The organism is Alcanivorax sp. DP30 (assembly GCF_009882945.1).
Taxonomy (GTDB): Bacteria; Pseudomonadota; Gammaproteobacteria; order Pseudomonadales; family Alcanivoracaceae; genus Alcanivorax.
Map to the genome: position 1 here is coordinate 1 of NZ_WTUY01000004.1, position 15,850 is coordinate 15,850.

Annotated in this window: 14 protein-coding genes; 3 read left to right on the plus strand and 11 right to left on the minus strand. The window is 56.5% G+C overall.

Annotation, left to right across the window (positions count from 1 at the left end):
* Positions 1–88: 88 nt before the first annotated feature.
* The 3 genes from GQF00_RS06395 to GQF00_RS06405 are packed head-to-tail and all read right to left on the minus strand — an operon-like array spanning position 89 to position 2,224.
* On the minus strand, positions 89–853 hold the full coding sequence (locus GQF00_RS06395) for a helicase HerA domain-containing protein (RefSeq protein WP_161318348.1): 765 nt from the start codon (positions 851–853) through the stop codon (positions 89–91).
* Positions 847–1,962 carry a hypothetical protein gene (locus GQF00_RS06400; RefSeq protein ID WP_161318349.1) on the minus strand — a complete coding sequence of 372 codons (1,116 nt, stop codon included), beginning with the start codon at positions 1,960–1,962 and terminating at the stop codon, positions 847–849. Before GQF00_RS06400 ends, GQF00_RS06395 begins: the two co-directional genes overlap by 7 nt.
* Positions 1,952–2,224, minus strand: a complete 273-nt coding sequence (locus GQF00_RS06405) for an AlpA family transcriptional regulator (RefSeq protein WP_035233505.1) — start codon at positions 2,222–2,224, stop codon at positions 1,952–1,954. Before GQF00_RS06405 ends, GQF00_RS06400 begins: the two co-directional genes overlap by 11 nt.
* Before the next feature lie 989 nt (positions 2,225–3,213).
* Between GQF00_RS06405 and GQF00_RS06410 the strand changes: the two genes are divergently transcribed.
* Positions 3,214–3,465: a hypothetical protein gene (locus tag GQF00_RS06410; RefSeq protein WP_237440426.1), complete on the plus strand. Its 252-nt coding sequence runs from the start codon at positions 3,214–3,216 to the stop codon at positions 3,463–3,465.
* 13 nt (positions 3,466–3,478) lie between these two features.
* Here the strand turns inward: GQF00_RS06410 and GQF00_RS06415 are convergent, their stop codons facing one another.
* Positions 3,479–4,135, minus strand: coding sequence for a hypothetical protein (locus tag GQF00_RS06415; RefSeq protein WP_161318350.1), 657 nt, complete (start codon positions 4,133–4,135; stop codon positions 3,479–3,481).
* Positions 4,136–4,448: 313 nt separating this feature from the next.
* Between GQF00_RS06415 and GQF00_RS06420 the strand changes: the two genes are divergently transcribed.
* The gene (locus tag GQF00_RS06420; protein ID WP_161318351.1) at positions 4,449–6,107 is read left to right on the plus strand and encodes a hypothetical protein; all 1,659 of its coding nucleotides are present in this window, start codon (positions 4,449–4,451) and stop codon (positions 6,105–6,107) included.
* A gap of 82 nt (positions 6,108–6,189) precedes the next feature.
* Positions 6,190–7,896 carry a PhoX family phosphatase gene (locus GQF00_RS06425; protein WP_237440427.1) on the plus strand — a complete coding sequence of 569 codons (1,707 nt, stop codon included), beginning with the start codon at positions 6,190–6,192 and terminating at the stop codon, positions 7,894–7,896.
* Between the two features lie 193 nt (positions 7,897–8,089).
* Here the strand turns inward: GQF00_RS06425 and GQF00_RS06430 are convergent, their stop codons facing one another.
* The 7 genes from GQF00_RS06430 to hfq form a co-directional block, all read right to left on the minus strand.
* Positions 8,090–9,382, minus strand: coding sequence for an adenylosuccinate synthase (locus GQF00_RS06430; protein WP_161318352.1), 1,293 nt, complete (start codon positions 9,380–9,382; stop codon positions 8,090–8,092).
* A gap of 83 nt (positions 9,383–9,465) precedes the next feature.
* Positions 9,466–10,638, minus strand: a complete 1,173-nt coding sequence (locus GQF00_RS06435; protein WP_161318353.1) for an ATP phosphoribosyltransferase regulatory subunit — start codon at positions 10,636–10,638, stop codon at positions 9,466–9,468.
* Between the two features lie 67 nt (positions 10,639–10,705).
* Positions 10,706–10,891, minus strand: coding sequence for a DUF2065 domain-containing protein (locus GQF00_RS06440; RefSeq protein ID WP_161318354.1), 186 nt, complete (start codon positions 10,889–10,891; stop codon positions 10,706–10,708).
* A gap of 525 nt (positions 10,892–11,416) precedes the next feature.
* The gene (hflC, locus tag GQF00_RS06445) at positions 11,417–12,463 is read right to left on the minus strand and encodes a protease modulator HflC (protein WP_161318355.1); all 1,047 of its coding nucleotides are present in this window, start codon (positions 12,461–12,463) and stop codon (positions 11,417–11,419) included.
* Positions 12,463–13,626: an FtsH protease activity modulator HflK gene (gene hflK, locus GQF00_RS06450; RefSeq protein ID WP_161318356.1), complete on the minus strand. Its 1,164-nt coding sequence runs from the start codon at positions 13,624–13,626 to the stop codon at positions 12,463–12,465. Before hflK ends, hflC begins: the two co-directional genes overlap by 1 nt.
* Positions 13,627–13,672: 46 nt before the next feature.
* On the minus strand, positions 13,673–15,055 hold the full coding sequence (gene hflX, locus GQF00_RS06455; RefSeq protein WP_161318357.1) for a ribosome rescue GTPase HflX: 1,383 nt from the start codon (positions 15,053–15,055) through the stop codon (positions 13,673–13,675).
* Positions 15,056–15,348: 293 nt separating this feature from the next.
* The gene (gene hfq, locus GQF00_RS06460) at positions 15,349–15,633 is read right to left on the minus strand and encodes an RNA chaperone Hfq (protein ID WP_161318358.1); all 285 of its coding nucleotides are present in this window, start codon (positions 15,631–15,633) and stop codon (positions 15,349–15,351) included.
* Positions 15,634–15,850: the final 217 nt, after the last annotated feature.

Consider the following 15,850-nt stretch of genomic DNA (forward strand, 5'->3'; position numbering starts at 1 on the left):
CCGACACAGCGCCAACGGCCACCTCAGCCCGGAAGCGTTTGAGGCACAACAAGCTGCTTAAAAGCGTGTCCGAAAGTCCTGGGCAGGATCATTCTTTCACTGGCCCCATAGCCGCAATTTCAGCATAGATCATATTCACCAAGGTTCGAGCCACCCAGCCCCTCATTGAAGCGGGGATTCCCTGCATATGAAGACGCGCACCATTCTGTAAAAGATCATCAACCCTCAAGGGCGATTCATGCTCGAAAATAGCGCATGCAGCCAATACATCAACACGGTTTATCAAGCCATCAAAAATCTGCCTTTCCCTGCTGCTTTCGGCCTCGTCTTTCTTCTCAAGAAGAAGATCTCTCAAATCAGAAGGCCGAATACTCTTTGCAGCCGCAGCGGGGGAATCGGAAGCGCTTTCCGTAATCCCCAGGCGCCGCCACAACTCCATGATCGCTGATCGCAGAACGTTGATTTGACCATCTCCAAGCTTTCGCCTCCCCGTCGCTTCAATGGCTCTGACCGCGTTTTCCAGGCACCCTCTCAGACCAAAGACCTCCAATGCCAAGGGCGTTGGCTCCAGAAATCTGATCGAACATTCACCGGAAGCTCCATCTCCAAGATGCAGCGTCCTGATCCCTGATATAGCCAAGTCATCATGAAAATCGAAAATCACTACCGGCACCTTCGAACAGAACAGGTATGATGCGATAAATTTGGCTACGGTCGACTTCCCCATGCCAGATGATCCGGTGATCTCGACATGCCCGTTGGCACATAGTCCTGGAAAAAATCCCAACCCACGACCGGACAAAGCATCAATGCCGATATTAATAGGCGGAACCTGAATGGACCGAATCACCATTTCTCACCCCCACTATCGACAACGTTTGGCACAGTCTTAGCCAAGCGCCGAATTTGTGCCCCTTTAATTATCCTGATCTGCCGGTGCTTTTTCCCGTTACCATTTGCACGTAGTTTCTGGCTGAATTCAGCGAAGCGCGTAACAGCAGCTTCCAGGAGCTGCTGCCGGGCATGATCGCCCTGAACATCAACAGGAGAAGCAACATCTATGAAGTTCAACCCTGACCACTTCGATAATGTGGCAGCAAATGGCTTGTCGGTTGCGCACAGAAAACTACCTTCCCCATCCGTCACATTATCTCGCCAGTAGCAGCCAAGGTTAGTCGCCCGCTCCCCGGCTCCAGGTTTGAGCAACAGCATACCGCTGATATGGAATCCCTTGTGGTCGCTCAATTCCACAGAAAAGATAGCCACCAGAATGCAGTGAGATGCAGAGTGATGCCGAATCCCATTTGCAAACTTTTTATAAGCAGCGTCGGTATCAGCTAATGCCTTCCGCATCCTGAACTCCGGCTTCCATGACAAATCGATCAAGGCAATTTCGGCCTTATCGCACTGCCGAAAACACTGCCTGACAGGCTGCATCACGGAGTGATAACGCCGCTTGGCATTGCCCGCAGCGTTATAGCATCGCTTTCCATGAGCCTGGCTAATGACAGTCCTTCGGTAACAGTCAACGCATTCACTCATGTTGTCGACGACTTCTTTCGTCAGGGCATACCTACCTGGCCGAATATCTACCAATGCAGAAAATCTGGGACACTCAAGTAATTCCAACCATGCTTTCATGTCTGGCAGGAGGTCATACCGCCTTATGACACTGCGGTTTATTTTCAAGATCTTGACCACCGAAAAGTAATCCTTACCAGGGACCATCCGCTTACGGCCATTAGCTGACTGACTCTCTACCGCGATTTGGATATCTTCGCCGGCACGGATCTTGTCTGTTACCGCTTCCAAGTAGGAATATGCATCCAAAATTTCGCTCTGCCCATCTAGGCAAAAAGCGTTCTCCTTCGCGCTATCCCACATGTCTTGGATGGCAAGCAGCTTTCTTGCAGAACAAGCTGTCCGTCTCTGTAACGATGAGAAAACATGACTAATCACCATGATTATCTCCCGTGACGTCGGCCAAATAATCTGCCACATCTTGCGCCCGCCAGCGGGTACAGTTCCCTCCCAGCCTTATCGGCTGTGGAAATTCGGGAATAAAGTGCTTCCCGTTGCAATCAACCCAAGCCCACAGCGTGCTCACTCCGATCCCCAATTCCTCAGCCAGATCTTTGGCTGACAGCATAGTGAGGCCGGTTAGCGGCTTTGGTGCTTCACCTGCGCAAACAGATGGCGGCGCAGCAATCAATCGAGTATTCATTAAACCTCCAAAATACTGCGCCAAACGACACCATTCCCAAGGCAAAGTAATGCCATAAGAATTGTGCCTACGCTCAGCGCAGCGCAGCCAAATTCCTCAGAACGACCACAAGGTCGCAATCCAATATAATTTTGTGTTTGACTGGAAGTTCACGCTTCGCGTGAAACCAATACTAGGGAGGGCGACTTATTGCTGATGGATGCCACTTCCATTCAGGCTGCGCTGTTGAAAAGACATTAAATGTCTGTAGTGTTCTGCCAACACCGCGTTAATCAGGTGCAGGAGGACTTAGCTATCTGTGGCGATGCCAAGCCAAGAAAAAACTACTGCATTCCCAGCCACGACGTCAAGCCTTAAAAACAACGCACCCAAAAAAATCCTGAATTCAATGTACGATTTATGCAGATTCAATGATTTTTGGGGGAATTAGTTTTTTGCCGAGCGTTCATGGAAGTCTAGCCACAGCAAAATGCCTGCTCGTCTCCCTTCACAAGAAGACCAGCGGACGACTAGATAGAAAGCCGATATCACGTGATTGCTAGCACGGTCACAATGTAGTCATCTGATCGGCTAGGTGACACTCCCTGCTCTCCCACACCAAAGGGCCTGCCCCCCATCCTCTCAAAGCCATGCCCCTGGGTCGCTTATTCTGTGGATAAGCCCCTCGCCTCCCTGATCGAGCAGGTGGCACAAGGTGGCAAGAATGGTATGATCCACACCCTTCGCTGCTCTCCAAATTTGGATATAGTCAGCGAAAGAGGATTTAGGTGAATGACGACACCTTCATGCGTCAGAAATTTTACAAACCCGCTTGTTGGTACATGTGTTGGTATGAAGCAAAACCGAACTGGGATATCTTTATTTATATCAGACAGTTACGCACCCTATTTGAGTCCTCTCCTCGCACCAATTTCGAAAGGGCTCCCAAACGGGGGCCCTTTTTCGTTTCAGGCCTACCGTCACCCGTCGTTCGACACTGAGAGGTAGCTATGCTCATGACCACCGTTCGCAATCTGTTTGTCGCCAATATGCTGGCCCTGGGCCTTTTCCTGGCGCCGGTTCCCACCTATGCCGCGGATACAACCGCGAAAACGGCAGACAGCGAGATCCATCCGGCCATCGCCCAGGCCGAGGCCCAGCGGGAAAAGGAAGCCAAGCGAAAGCGTTACCTGCTCCTGTTCCCCGCCGCCGTCATCGCCATCACCGCCGGGCTGATTCTGGTCACCCGCAACAAACGCTGATCCCGCGATCCACTTACGGGGCCGCTTCTGCTGAAGCCGCTCCGTAAGCGCCGCGCCCGGCAACCCCCTGCGCGATCATCCTGCGCAAAAACGGATCCACTTCACTATCACCCACATCGGTAAAATCCGTACTGGGCCACTCCAACCAGCGCCCGAATGTCTCCGCCGCGGACCTTTTTTTCAGCGCCACCAGCTGCCAGACCTGCTCCCCGTCTGAGATTCTGGCCGGCAAGTCTGCCGCCTCCACCCACAAAACCCGGCTGACACCACGACCGTATTCAGTCACCGGACAGCCCTGCACAACCCCGGCCAGCTCGACTTCCACGGCATAACCCAGTGATGCCGGTTCCGGCCACCCAGCCACAGAGCGCCACGCCCTTGCAGTGCCCAACGCCTGCAGATCTTCGGCGGGATACCAGATGGAACGCTGAAAATGCGGAAAGGCTCGCAGCAGGGAGGCCCCACCCGCATCCCGGGACCAGACACTGATCACCGCATCCTGCTGCCATGCCACCTGCTGCGGGTCGCGATAGAAATCAACACTGTAACGCTGAGTCTGACCATAAACGTCATAGCGGGCATGCAACACCTCGCCCGAGCCCTCCAGGCAAGCAGCCTGAGCAGCTCCTGATAGCAGCAGGATGCACCCTCTGAGCAATACCGCCAACATCCCACCGCCTCCCTGACATCCAATCATTCCGACAAGCGCCCGGCCGACCGTGCCATCACAGGGCATATCAGCTTCCACAACTCACCCCGTAATAGTCGCCAGCAATAATGCGCTTGAACGAGTGAATACCCCATCGCACAGAACACCGAAACAAGGTGTCACTCAAAAAGCACAATGGATTCTTTTATCCCCACCAATTTGAACTGATCTTTTCGACAGTTTTATGTTAGCGCGCATCAATGCATTAATTGTCACTTGCCTGTCATCACTGCTCTCTAGCCTGCCTGCCAAACATTCTTGCCAGGAACCGATCATGAAGCATGCAGTCACGCCCCCCGTCGCAACCTTTCTACTTGCTCTTGTTGCAATTGCCAGCGTGAGCGGTTGCGACAATGATGGCGGCGACAGCCTGCTTCCCGAGGTAGCCGAAACACAGCGCATCGAGGTCACCAACAACGCCATTACCAATTTGGAAGCACCAATCCCTCCGCAGTGCTACACCAAAACCGAAGACCGCTTTAATCCCTGCTACACCTGCCACCAACGCTACCCGTCTGACGAGGAAAGAATGAACCGGCTGGACGATGGGGCCCTGCAGGGGGGGTATGCCTTCTCCGATGTCGGACTGAGCAACCACTGGTCCAACCTGTTTGTGGATCGTCAGCAATGGCTTGAACAAGTCAGTGATGAAGCCATCCTGGCCTGGATCAAGCAGGACAATTACCGCGACCTTCCCGCACGACTGAAAGCACAAGACTGGAAAGGCTTCGTACCGGATCTGAATAATTACGCCAACCCGCAACAAGCCTTTGATGCACAGGGTTTTGCCATGGATGGCAGTGACTGGGTCGCTTTCAACTACAAACCGTTCCCCGGCACCTTCTGGCCCACTAACGGTTCCACGGACGATGTCATCATCCGGCTACCCAAGGCATTTCGTGAATTGCGCGGCAAGGAAAATCGCGACATATATCTGCTCAATCTTTCCCTGCTGGAAATGGCTATCAAGCAGCTGGACCGCATCTCCATTCCTGCCATGGATGAAACCGTAATCAATACGGACCTGGACGGTGACGGCATGCTTGAGGAAGGCGTTCGCCAGCTACAAAAACGCGATCATTATCTGGGGGATGCCGCCGATGTCGCTCTGGCCAAACAGCAATACCCCACCGGGACAGAATTCATGCACTCGGTTCGCTATGTGGGCATCGACGACAGCGACAACATTGTCGTACCGCCGCGCATGAAGGAGCTGCGTTACATGCGAAAAATTCGTCAGCTGGATCCCTACGATGTGGACAGCCGTTATGCCCGTGAGCGCAAGGACAAGCGCCTGGGCATGCTGCCTACTTTCATCAACCATTTTGACGAAGGCATGGAAAATGGCATGGGCTGGATGGTAAGCGGCTTTATTGAAGATTATGACGGAGAGCTGCGCCCGCAGACGTTTGAAGAAAACATGCAATGCATGGGTTGCCATGCGGCAGTCGGCACCACCATCGACCAGACGTTCTCCTTTGCCCGCAAGGTCACCGGCGCAGATGGCTGGGGTTATATCAATACCCGAGACATGCAGGATGCTCCCAGCATCACCGAAACCGAGGGTGAGATTCTCAATTATCTGAAACGCGCCGGGGGCGGCAGTGAATTCCGGGAAAACCCGGAGATGTTACAGCGCTGGTACCATGCCGACGGCAGCGTCGATGTGGACAAGGTCAGGAGCGCCGATGTCTACACCCTTATTTCCCCATCACGGGAACGCGCCCTGAAACTGAACAAGGCCTATACCCATATTGTCCGCCACCAGAGCTATATCCGCGGCCGCGACGCCACCTGGCTTCCAGCGGAAAATGTGTTTGAAGAAGTGGATGCAGGTGAGCCGCCCCTACCGAGAGAGCACCAATATTATGGTTGGGATATACGCCTGAACTGGTCTGCTGGTAGTGAGACACACTCGCAAGCAGCGCCTTGAAACCGCAATAAGTCTATCGTCATTTTTTCATATTCGCTTCCCACAATCAGGGCTCTTAAATTCTCCAACCTGGTGGGAAGCCATGAACATGATGTTGAACAAGAAAGCCCTGGCGGTAGCCATCGCTGCAGCCACTCTGGCTGCCTGTGGCGGCAATGACAGCAACGATAATGCAGACAGCACCGCAGGTGCCAAAGTCACTCGCCTTGCTACTATTCCCAAAGGCGCCGAGCTGACCGGTATCGAAGTCAGCCCCAACGGTGAAGTCTTCTTTAACATCCAGCACCCCTCCGACACCTTGCCCAATGGCGAGGACAAGGCTGCAGTTGGCGCCTGGATCGGGGTAGACATCCAGAACCTGCCCACCGACCTTGAGCCGGTCAGCGTGCCCGATCCGGATTCCGTTGACGCCATGACCACACGGGTAGCCACTGGCCGCTATCAGGTTCTGGGGCGAGAGGGCGCCACCTTTGCCGGCGGCCTGCCGTTCGGTCTCGGCCACATTGTCAGTGGCGACGGCAGCAGCTCCATCAAGCAATCCAACAACCCCGACTTCAATGCCTTTATTGCCACCGATGAGGAAGGCAACAGCGGTTATCTGTTCACCGCCTGGGAAGATCGTCCCGGCGGCATGAGCCGCATGGAACTGAGCAAGGTAGACGAGGAGTGGTTCGTCAACAGTGCCATGGACATCGACTTCTCAGGGGTGAAGGGCACCATGATCAACTGTTTCGGTAGCGTCTCTCCCTGGGGCACTCCGCTGACCTCGGAAGAAAACTACGAGGCCGAAAACACCGCCCACTGGAACGACAGCAGCTACTCCGGCGGCTACCCCAGCTACGGCGATGTGCAGAAGATCCAGGACTACCTGGGCGGCACCTTCCCCAACCCATATGACTACGGCTACATCGTGGAAATCACCAACCCCACCGATGCCGCCCCGGTACCCGTGAAGCACTTCACGCTTGGCCGTGTTGCCCACGAAAACCCGATCATCATGCCCGACGAGAAGACTGTTTACCTGACGGATGACGGCGGTAACAAGGGGTTCTACAAGTTTGTTGCCGATACCGCTGGCGATCTGTCCTCGGGCACCATGTACGCCGCCAAGGCGACCCAGGACGACGAAACCGACAGCAGCATCGCCGGCTTCGATCTGGAATGGATCGAGCTTGGCTCCAGCACCAATGCCGCTCTGGAAGCCGCCATCGATGAGTACGACGGCATCGATGAAAGCGACTTCGTGACCGACGCCAACAGCTACATCACCGACCAACAGATCAACGACTGGGCCGAGAGCAAACTGGGTCAGGATCTGGACGGCATGAACGGCATTGCCGCCTCACCGTTCACCGATGACCGCGTGGCCTTCCTGGAAACCCTGAAAGCCGCCGAAGCGCTGGGCGCCACCGTCGAGTTCAACAAGATGGAAGGCATCAACATCAACTACGCAGGCGCCAAAGACGGCACCATCCCATACATGTACGTGGGGCTGACCGATATCACTGGTGCCATGACCGATGATACTGGTGATATTCAGGTCTCAAAAAACGCCTGCGGCATCATGTACCGCCTGCCGCTGGAAGCCGACTATGATGTCAGCCGCATGGACCCGGTGGTTGCCGGTGGCCCCTATGACAGCACAGCGACCGGCAGTCAGTGCTCCGACGACAATGTCTCCCGCCCGGACAACGTCTACGTACTGAACGACGGCCGTGTACTGATGGGCGAAGACACCAGCAAGCATGTCAACAACATGCTCTGGATCTACAACCCGGAAGGCGAATAACCCACGTCAAAAAGGGCGCCAGATTGGCGCCTTTTTTGGGCCGTTTTGCGGTAGCAACAGCAACATGCGCAAAGCAAAACCGGGAGAGCGGTACTGCGGGAGTGCTGCCAGCACACCAAAAACCTTGCCGCCCTTCCCACCCCGAAAACAAAAACGCCCCGCTATGCGGGGCGTTTTTGTTTTCGTGTCAGCCTCAAGCGAACGGATGACGCTTGATGATGGTCTCGACCCGATCCGGGCCGGTGGAAATGATGTCGATGGGTGCGCCAGTCACTTCCTCAATGCGCTTCAGGTAAGCCTGGGCATTGGCAGGCAAATCATCCACGGATTTCACGCCCAAGGTGGACTCACTCCAGCCCGGCAGGCTTTCGTACACCGGCTTCACTTCTTCGTAGCTGTCCGCATCCCAGGCGCAGGCCAGGGAGTTGCCATCGGCATCCTGATAACCCACGCAGATGTTTACCTCTTCCAGACCATCCAGCACGTCCAGCTTGGTCAGACACAGCCCGGAAATGGAATTAATCTGAATGGAACGCTTTAGCGCCACCGCATCAAACCAGCCACAACGACGGGCACGGCCGGTGGTGGAACCGAACTCGTGACCTTTCTCTGCCAGATAACGGCCATTCTCATCAAACAGCTCGGTGGGGAACGGGCCGCTGCCCACACGGGTGGTGTAGGCCTTGGTGATACCCAACACATAGTCCAGATACAGCGGGCCCACACCGGTACCCGTGGCAGTACCGCCAGCGGTGGTATTGGAGCTGGTCACATACGGATAGGTACCGTGGTCGATATCCAGCAGGGTGCCCTGGGCACCTTCGAACATGATGTTCTCACCACGCTCACGGGCCTCGTGCAGCACGGCGGTCACATCAGTCACCATGTCGCGCACGTCTTCACCAAATTTCAGGGTTTCATCCAGCGTCTGCTGGAAATCCACCGGCTCGGCATTGTAGTAATGGCGCAGCACAAAGTTGTGGTAATCCATCACTTCGCCCAGCTTGGCAGCAAAACGCTCACGGTGATAAATATCACCCAGACGCAGGCCGCGACGGGCGACCTTGTCTTCGTAAGCCGGACCGATACCACGACCGGTAGTGCCAATCTTTTTGGCACCACGGGCAGCTTCACGGGCCTGATCCAGTGCCACGTGCACAGGAAGAATCAGCGGGCATGACGCGGACAGGCGCAGGCGATCACGCACCGGTACACCATTCGCTTCCAGACCCGCGATTTCCTTGAGCAGGGCATCCAGGGCCAGCACCACACCGTTACCAATCAGGCATTGCACATCTTCGCGCAGAATCCCTGAAGGAATAAGGTGGAGAACGGTTTTCTTGCCGTCGATCACCAGGGTATGCCCGGCGTTGTGACCGCCCTGAAAGCGGGCCACCAGAGAAGCCTGATCGGTGAGCAGATCCACGATCTTGCCCTTGCCTTCATCACCCCACTGGGTGCCGAGAATGACTACGTTCTTACCCATGATTGCTAGCTGCCTGTCGAGTTAACGCTTACACGTGACACGTGCATTTTTCCTGACGTCAGACGGATCACTCCGCCCATGAATCAAATTTTTTGAATGACCCAGCCATTATCAGCCTGGACCAGCTTGCGCTGGCAACCGAGCACCCGCGGATCATTGTCCGCCCCCGGCAACGCCAGCACCACCCGTTCGCCCTGTTCACGCAGGGCCGCCACGGAAGCCGCAAAATCCGCATCACGCAGCGAACCTTCAGCCAGAATGCCATTGTTTTCTGCCGCCTGGACGTGGGCTGCCAGCATCTTCAGATCAGCACTGAAGCCTGTGGCGGCACGGGCCCGGCCAAACACTTCGCCGATATGATCATAGCGGCCGCCCTTGGCCAGCGGTTCACTCTGCCCCGGCAAATAGGCCGCAAAGACACAGCCGGTATGGTAGTGATAGCCACGCAGTTCACCCAGATCCAGATGCAGGTTAACGCCCTTCGCCGCCAACACCTCGACCAGTTCGGAAAGTTCAGACAGCGCCTCCAGGGCCACCGGGAAATCGCCCAGTAACGCCCGCGCCTGATCCAGCACTCGCGCATCACCGGCCAACCAGGGCAACGCCAGCAAGGCATCACCCGCCTTGGCCGGCAACTCGCATTCTTCCACGAAGCTTTCCAGTTCCACCCGCGCCTTGCGCACGTAGATATCTTCCAGCTGGTATTGCCGGGCCTCGCTCAGATCGCAGGCTTCCAGTAGTCCACGGAACAGGCCCACATGACCCAGATCCAGCACAAGGGTCTGATCAAGGCCCGCCAGTTCCAGAGTTTCCAGCAGCAGCGAGATCACTTCCAGATCGCTATCGGCACCTGCATGGCCGAACAGCTCCACACCGATCTGATAAGGAAGACGCGTGCCCCCAGCCACTGCCGGACGGGTACGCAAAGCGCTGGAGCAGTAGCACAGCCGGGTCGGTGCACTCTGGCGCAGGCTGTGGGCATCCATTCGTGCCACCTGGGGAGTAATGTCGGCACGTACCCCCATCAGACGACCGGTGAGCTGGTCAGTAATCTTGAAGGTTTCACGCTCCAGATCACGGCCTGCGCCATTGAGCAGGGATTCGAGAAACTCGATCAGCGGCGGGAATACCAGCTCGTAGCCCCAACGCTGATACAGGTCCAGCGTGCGACGACGCAATTGCTCAATCGCCCGGGCGCGGCCGGGAAGAACTTCTTCCACCCCATCGGGCAGCAGCCACTGTGCTTCCTGATTCATTCATTCACCATGTTCGGGTATTGAAAATGCCGTTGCCGGCCTTTCCACTTCGCCGTGAAGTCAGATCCTACAGACCTGCCAACAGGCCGGCGCCCAGCAACATCAGCACCAGCCCAAGAATTCTCAATGTTCGTCCGGACATTCCCGCCACCTGCAGGGCAGCCGCACGGGCACGCTCCGGGGCCAGAAACAGTGGAATGCCTTCAATGACCAACACCAGGCACAACGCCTTGATCAACAAGGAAAAATCCATCATTACTGCCAAAAACAGCCACAAAAAAACCGGGAGCATTGCCCCCGGTTGCGGCATTCTATCACGGGTTCCCGGCATCTGACAGGTTCAACATGCCTGTCCAAACCCATCGCTGACGTATCAGCAGATGGCACTTTCCGTGACTTTTCCGCGCCTCACGCTCCCGTCTTGTAGCTTGCCGCTGCTCTCTTCGCCTGTTGCGGCCGCGAAGCCGCCCATAAAAAAAGGTTCATCGCGGATTTGAGGGAATGGCTTGCAGCAAAGACCTTCCCGTAGGAGCGTCGCTCGCGGCGCGATTGCCAACGTCTTTAAATACCACAGAGAGCACATAACCCACTGAGGGGAAAAAGATTTTCTCTGTGCTTCTCTGTGGTGAAAACGCTTTTGGCCCTGGCCTCGAATCGCGCCGCGAGCGACGCTCCTACGGAAAGGGGCTGGGGGAATTAAATCGGGCTTTTCCCGCTAATCCGCGATGAACCATAAAAAAGCCCCGCAGTGCGGGGCTTTTTGTGTACCCGGGCCTGGTTACTGCCCTTTGGCACCCTTCATATAGCGGAAGAAGTCGCTGTCCGGCTCCAGAATCATCACATCTTCCGGATCCTTGAAGCTCTCCTTGTAGGCTTGCAGGCTGCGATAGAAGCGGAAGAACTCCTTGTCCTGATTGTACGCCCCGGCGTAGATGGACGCCGCGAGCGCATCACCTTCACCACGGATCGCCTGGGACTTGCGATAGGCATCCGCCAGGATCTCGGTGCGCTGACGATCGGCACCGGCGCGGATCTTCTCTGCTTCCTCGCGACCCTGGGAACGGTGTGCTGCTGCGTCACGCTGGCGCTCGGCACGCATACGGTCAAAGACTCGACCACGCACCTGTTCCGGCCAGTCCACCTGCTTCACACGGATATCCACCACTTCGATACCCAGATCTTCCATGGTGGACTTGTTAACTTCCTCCCGGACCTGATCCATCAGCGCTTCACGCTGATCAGAAGCTGAAGCGCTATCCGCAACGGCCTTGCCTTCTGCCGCATCCAGCACAGAAGCATCCAGTTTTTCGGTAGGCACCTCAGTGGTTTCACCCGTGGTGGGATCCCGGATGATAGCCTTGCCATCCTTCACCTCTTCCACATCACTTTCACCGGCGACCACCTGGAACACGGTGCGGGAAGCAAACTCGTTACGCAGCGCCTCATTCACTCGCGGATCCAGCAGCTGCCGAGCACGGTCTTCCATGATCTGCGGGTTGGAAGACCCGCCACCCACACTCACGATGTAGCGCTGAACATTGTTGATCCGCCATACCACGAAGGCATCCACGTTCAGCAGCTTTTTCTCTGCGGTCAGGAACGCCTGGGTAGGCACGTCATAAACCAGCGCCCGACCATCGACCTTGACTACCTCAGACACAAACGGCCATTTGAAATAAATGCCCGGATCCATATCGGCCAGCTTGATCCGGCTGAATTCCTTCAGCACAGCCTTCTCTGTCTGCTTCACGATATAGAAGGAGTCCAACGCCAGCAGCGCGACTACACCCACTGCCAGAAGCGCAAACCATCCACGATTATTCATTAGCGCAACCCCTGGTTCTGTGTGCTGTACAGGCTGCGGCTGCCACTGCGGCCACTGCCCCCGTCATCGGCCCCGGCACTGGAGGGCGCCCGGGAACCTGCGCTCTGCTCTGCACTTTCTGCCGCCTTGCCTGCATTCTTCTTCATCAGCTGCTCAAGCGGCAGGTAAATCAGGCTGTTGCCCTTTTCCACATCCACCAGCACCTTGCTGGTAGCGCCGAACACCTGCGTCATGGTTTCCAGATAGAGACGCTCACGGGTCACATCCGGCGCCTTGCGGTACTCGGTCAGCAGGTCGGTGAAACGATCCGCATCACCGCTGGCGCGATCCACCACCTGCTGCTTGTAGGCCTCAGCCTCTTCCGTGACCCGGCGTGCTTCGCCCCGGGCCTGGGGAATGACCGCATTGCGGTAAGCTTCGGCTTCATTGCGGAAGCGATCTTCATCTTCCTTGGCCTTGGACACATCATCAAAGGCATCACGCACGGCGTTCGGTGCCTCAGTCTTGTCGAGTACCACCTGACGCAGCACCAGACCGGTGTCGTAGCGGTTCAGGTATTCCGCCAGACGCTCGCGCACCTGCACGGGAATCGCTTCACGATTGTCCTTGAGCACATCATCCATGGACGACGCGCCCACCACATGGCGCAACGCTGAGCTGGTGGCGTGCTCCAGAATAGCTTCTGGCTGGGTCACCTTGAGCAGGAACGGACGCGGATCCAGTACCTGGTACTGCACCTGCAGGGTCACACTGACGATGTTGGTGTCTTTGGTGAGCATCTCTTCGGTGATCTCAAAGCGACGATTCTGGCCCACATCCACCTTTTCGTACTGTTCGAAAATCGGTGCCCGCCAGTTCAGGCCCGGCTCCACGATGCGATCGAACTTGCCGAAACGCAACACCACGGCGCGCTCACGCTGATCCACCTGGTACCAGCCGACAAAGCCATACACCAATGCAGCCACCACAATGGCAATCACCACTACCGGCCAGGGTGATCCTCCACCGGTACTGCCGCCGCTGCCACCGCCCTTGCTACCAAAGACGTTATTGATCTTGTCCTTGAGGTTCTTCAGGGCCTCATCAAGATCCGGCGGACCTTGGTCACCGCCACCACCCCAAGGGTCTTTCGGCTTGTTACCGCCGGGTTCATTCCACGCCATGTAGATCTCCAATCCGTTCGGGCCGCGTCGCCCTCCGGCATTTAAGTTAGCCCGCCTTCGGCGAGCGTTCTGAATTGTAGGAAGGGGCTCCTTCCCCTGCAACCAGGCCTGCTTCCTCCGCGGGCGCAGGCACAACCAATTCTTCTTCACTAAGGCCCTGCTCACGCAGCAGCCGCTCGAAATGCACACGGTTCACGTTGATACGCAGCAGCATGCTGCCATCCAATGCCGCCCGCTCGTCAAGCACCTCACCCGCTTCGTGCAGACGCGCGCGCAGGCGCCCCGCATGGGCGGGCAAGCGAACCCAGCAATCTACCCAGCCTGCCGCCAGCCGTTCGGCAATGGCGTCAAACAGCAGTTCAAATCCTGCTCCGGTTTGCGCTGAAATCCAGACCCGCCAGGGTTGACCGTGCTCATCTCGATCAATTCGCGGGGCTTCTCCCAGGTTGTCTACCTTGTTGTAGACATGCAGCACCGGCAATTGATCCCCACCAATTTCTTCCAGCACCTCGTTGACCGCTTCCACGTTGCTGTCCCGTTCTTCCGCGCTGCAGTCTGTCACATGCAGCAGCAAGGTGGCGTTAACGGTTTCTTCCAGGGTGGCACGGAAGGCCTGCACCAGGCGGTGCGGCAGATGACGGATGAACCCTACAGTATCCGCCAGAATTGCCGGGCCCACACCGGGCACCTTAACCTTGCGCAGGGTAGGATCCAGCGTAGCGAACAACTGGTCCGCCACATAGACATCGCCGGTGGTAATGGCATTGAAGAGCGTCGATTTGCCGGCATTGGTATAGCCGACCAAGGAAATCAGGGGTGTTTCCGAGCGCTGCCGCGCACGGCGGCCCTGGGCACGCTGCTTGCGGACCTTGTCCAGCCGCGATTCGATGGCGCGGATGCGATCACGCAACAGTCGCCGGTCAGTTTCCAGCTGGGTTTCACCGGGGCCACGCAGCCCGATACCGCCTTTCTGGCGTTCCAGGTGAGTCCAGCCACGCACCAGGCGAGTGGACAGGTGGCGCAGCTGCGCCAGTTCCACCTGCAACACCCCTTCATGGGTACGGGCGCGCTGGGCAAAGATATCCAGGATCAGGCCAGTGCGATCCAGCACCCGGCATTTCACCTTGCGCTCAAGATTGCGCTCCTGGGCAGGGCTCAGGGAGTGATTGAACAACACCACATCGGCATCGTGTTCCTCCACCAGCTGCGCCAGTTCATCAGTCTTGCCTGTACCGATAAACAGCGCGGGGTCGGGGCGCTCACGCTTGCCGGTAAGCTCTACCACTGGCTCCACACCACTGGAGGTCACCAGGTGGTGAAACTCGTCCAGATCTTCACGCCCCATGGCATCCGGCAAATCCAGATGCACCAGAATGGCCTTCTCTCCGGCGCCCGTGCGCGACTGTTCTGTACGATCAAATAAGTCCATAGAGACCTGATATGGGGATGAATGGGCTGATTGTAAACCAGCAAGGAGAAAAAGGCAGGAAATTGCACCTCTGATGCTTTTCACTGCGGGTGCTGGAGCCGGTCTACTGCCGTTGCGCCGCCGGGATCGGCATTGCATGTCTGTTGGCGATGTCTGCAGGCGATGCCACTCTATCAGGAGCCTGCCGCTACAGCATCATTGTCGATTCGCCCTGTTATCTGGCCCGTGCTGAACAGCAAATCCACCATAAAAAAGCCACCCGAAGGTGGCTTTTAAAGCAAAAGGGCTACGGCTTACTGATTACCGTAACTCTCTCCTGCCGGTGCAGCAGTGCCCGGGGTTCCCGCTGTCATGGCCGGGTTGCCACCTGCGCGGGGGTTACGGGCTGGCACTACGGTGGAAATCGCGTGCTTGTAGACCATCTGGCTGACGGCGTTCTTCAGCAGGACAACATATTGGTCGAACGACTCAATCTGGCCCTGCAGCTTGATGCCGTTGACCAGAAAGATTGAAACAGGAATCCGTTCCTTACGCAGTGCGTTGAGGAAAGGGTCTTGTAAAGAATGCCCCTTAGACATGGCAAGTCTCCTTGAAATAACAGTAAAAAGTGGTGCCCAGCACTTCGGGCAATCAGCGCGGTTTGGACAGTGAAACCGTCCCGAACGGTCACCGCCTGTCTGATCCGCAATCAGACAACGTTATTCGTCAACAACCCGGCATAATGGTTCCAGGTGCAGACGTATATGGGATGGCAACATCGCCTTAACAAGCCCCCACCCGTGATTCCTTGGCATT

What these genes read in the sequence shown, in the direction of transcription:
- hfq (WP_161318358.1), bottom strand. Translation starts at nt 15,633, where the DNA reads ATGTCTAAGGGGCATTCTTTACAAGACCCTTTCCTCAACGCACTGCGT.
- GQF00_RS06415 (WP_161318350.1), bottom strand. Translation starts at nt 4,135, where the DNA reads ATGTTGGCGGTATTGCTCAGAGGGTGCATCCTGCTGCTATCAGGAGCT.
- GQF00_RS06430 (WP_161318352.1), bottom strand. Translation starts at nt 9,382, where the DNA reads ATGGGTAAGAACGTAGTCATTCTCGGCACCCAGTGGGGTGATGAAGGC.
- hflC (WP_161318355.1), bottom strand. Translation starts at nt 12,463, where the DNA reads ATGAATAATCGTGGATGGTTTGCGCTTCTGGCAGTGGGTGTAGTCGCG.
- GQF00_RS06400 (WP_161318349.1), bottom strand. Translation starts at nt 1,962, where the DNA reads ATGGTGATTAGTCATGTTTTCTCATCGTTACAGAGACGGACAGCTTGT.
- GQF00_RS06405 (WP_035233505.1), bottom strand. Translation starts at nt 2,224, where the DNA reads ATGAATACTCGATTGATTGCTGCGCCGCCATCTGTTTGCGCAGGTGAA.
- GQF00_RS06440 (WP_161318354.1), bottom strand. Translation starts at nt 10,891, where the DNA reads ATGGATTTTTCCTTGTTGATCAAGGCGTTGTGCCTGGTGTTGGTCATT.
- GQF00_RS06420 (WP_161318351.1), top strand. Translation starts at nt 4,449, where the DNA reads ATGAAGCATGCAGTCACGCCCCCCGTCGCAACCTTTCTACTTGCTCTT.
- GQF00_RS06395 (WP_161318348.1), bottom strand. Translation starts at nt 853, where the DNA reads ATGGTGATTCGGTCCATTCAGGTTCCGCCTATTAATATCGGCATTGAT.
- hflX (WP_161318357.1), bottom strand. Translation starts at nt 15,055, where the DNA reads ATGGACTTATTTGATCGTACAGAACAGTCGCGCACGGGCGCCGGAGAG.
- GQF00_RS06435 (WP_161318353.1), bottom strand. Translation starts at nt 10,638, where the DNA reads ATGAATCAGGAAGCACAGTGGCTGCTGCCCGATGGGGTGGAAGAAGTT.
- GQF00_RS06410 (WP_237440426.1), top strand. Translation starts at nt 3,214, where the DNA reads ATGCTCATGACCACCGTTCGCAATCTGTTTGTCGCCAATATGCTGGCC.
- GQF00_RS06425 (WP_237440427.1), top strand. Translation starts at nt 6,190, where the DNA reads ATGAACATGATGTTGAACAAGAAAGCCCTGGCGGTAGCCATCGCTGCA.
- hflK (WP_161318356.1), bottom strand. Translation starts at nt 13,626, where the DNA reads ATGGCGTGGAATGAACCCGGCGGTAACAAGCCGAAAGACCCTTGGGGT.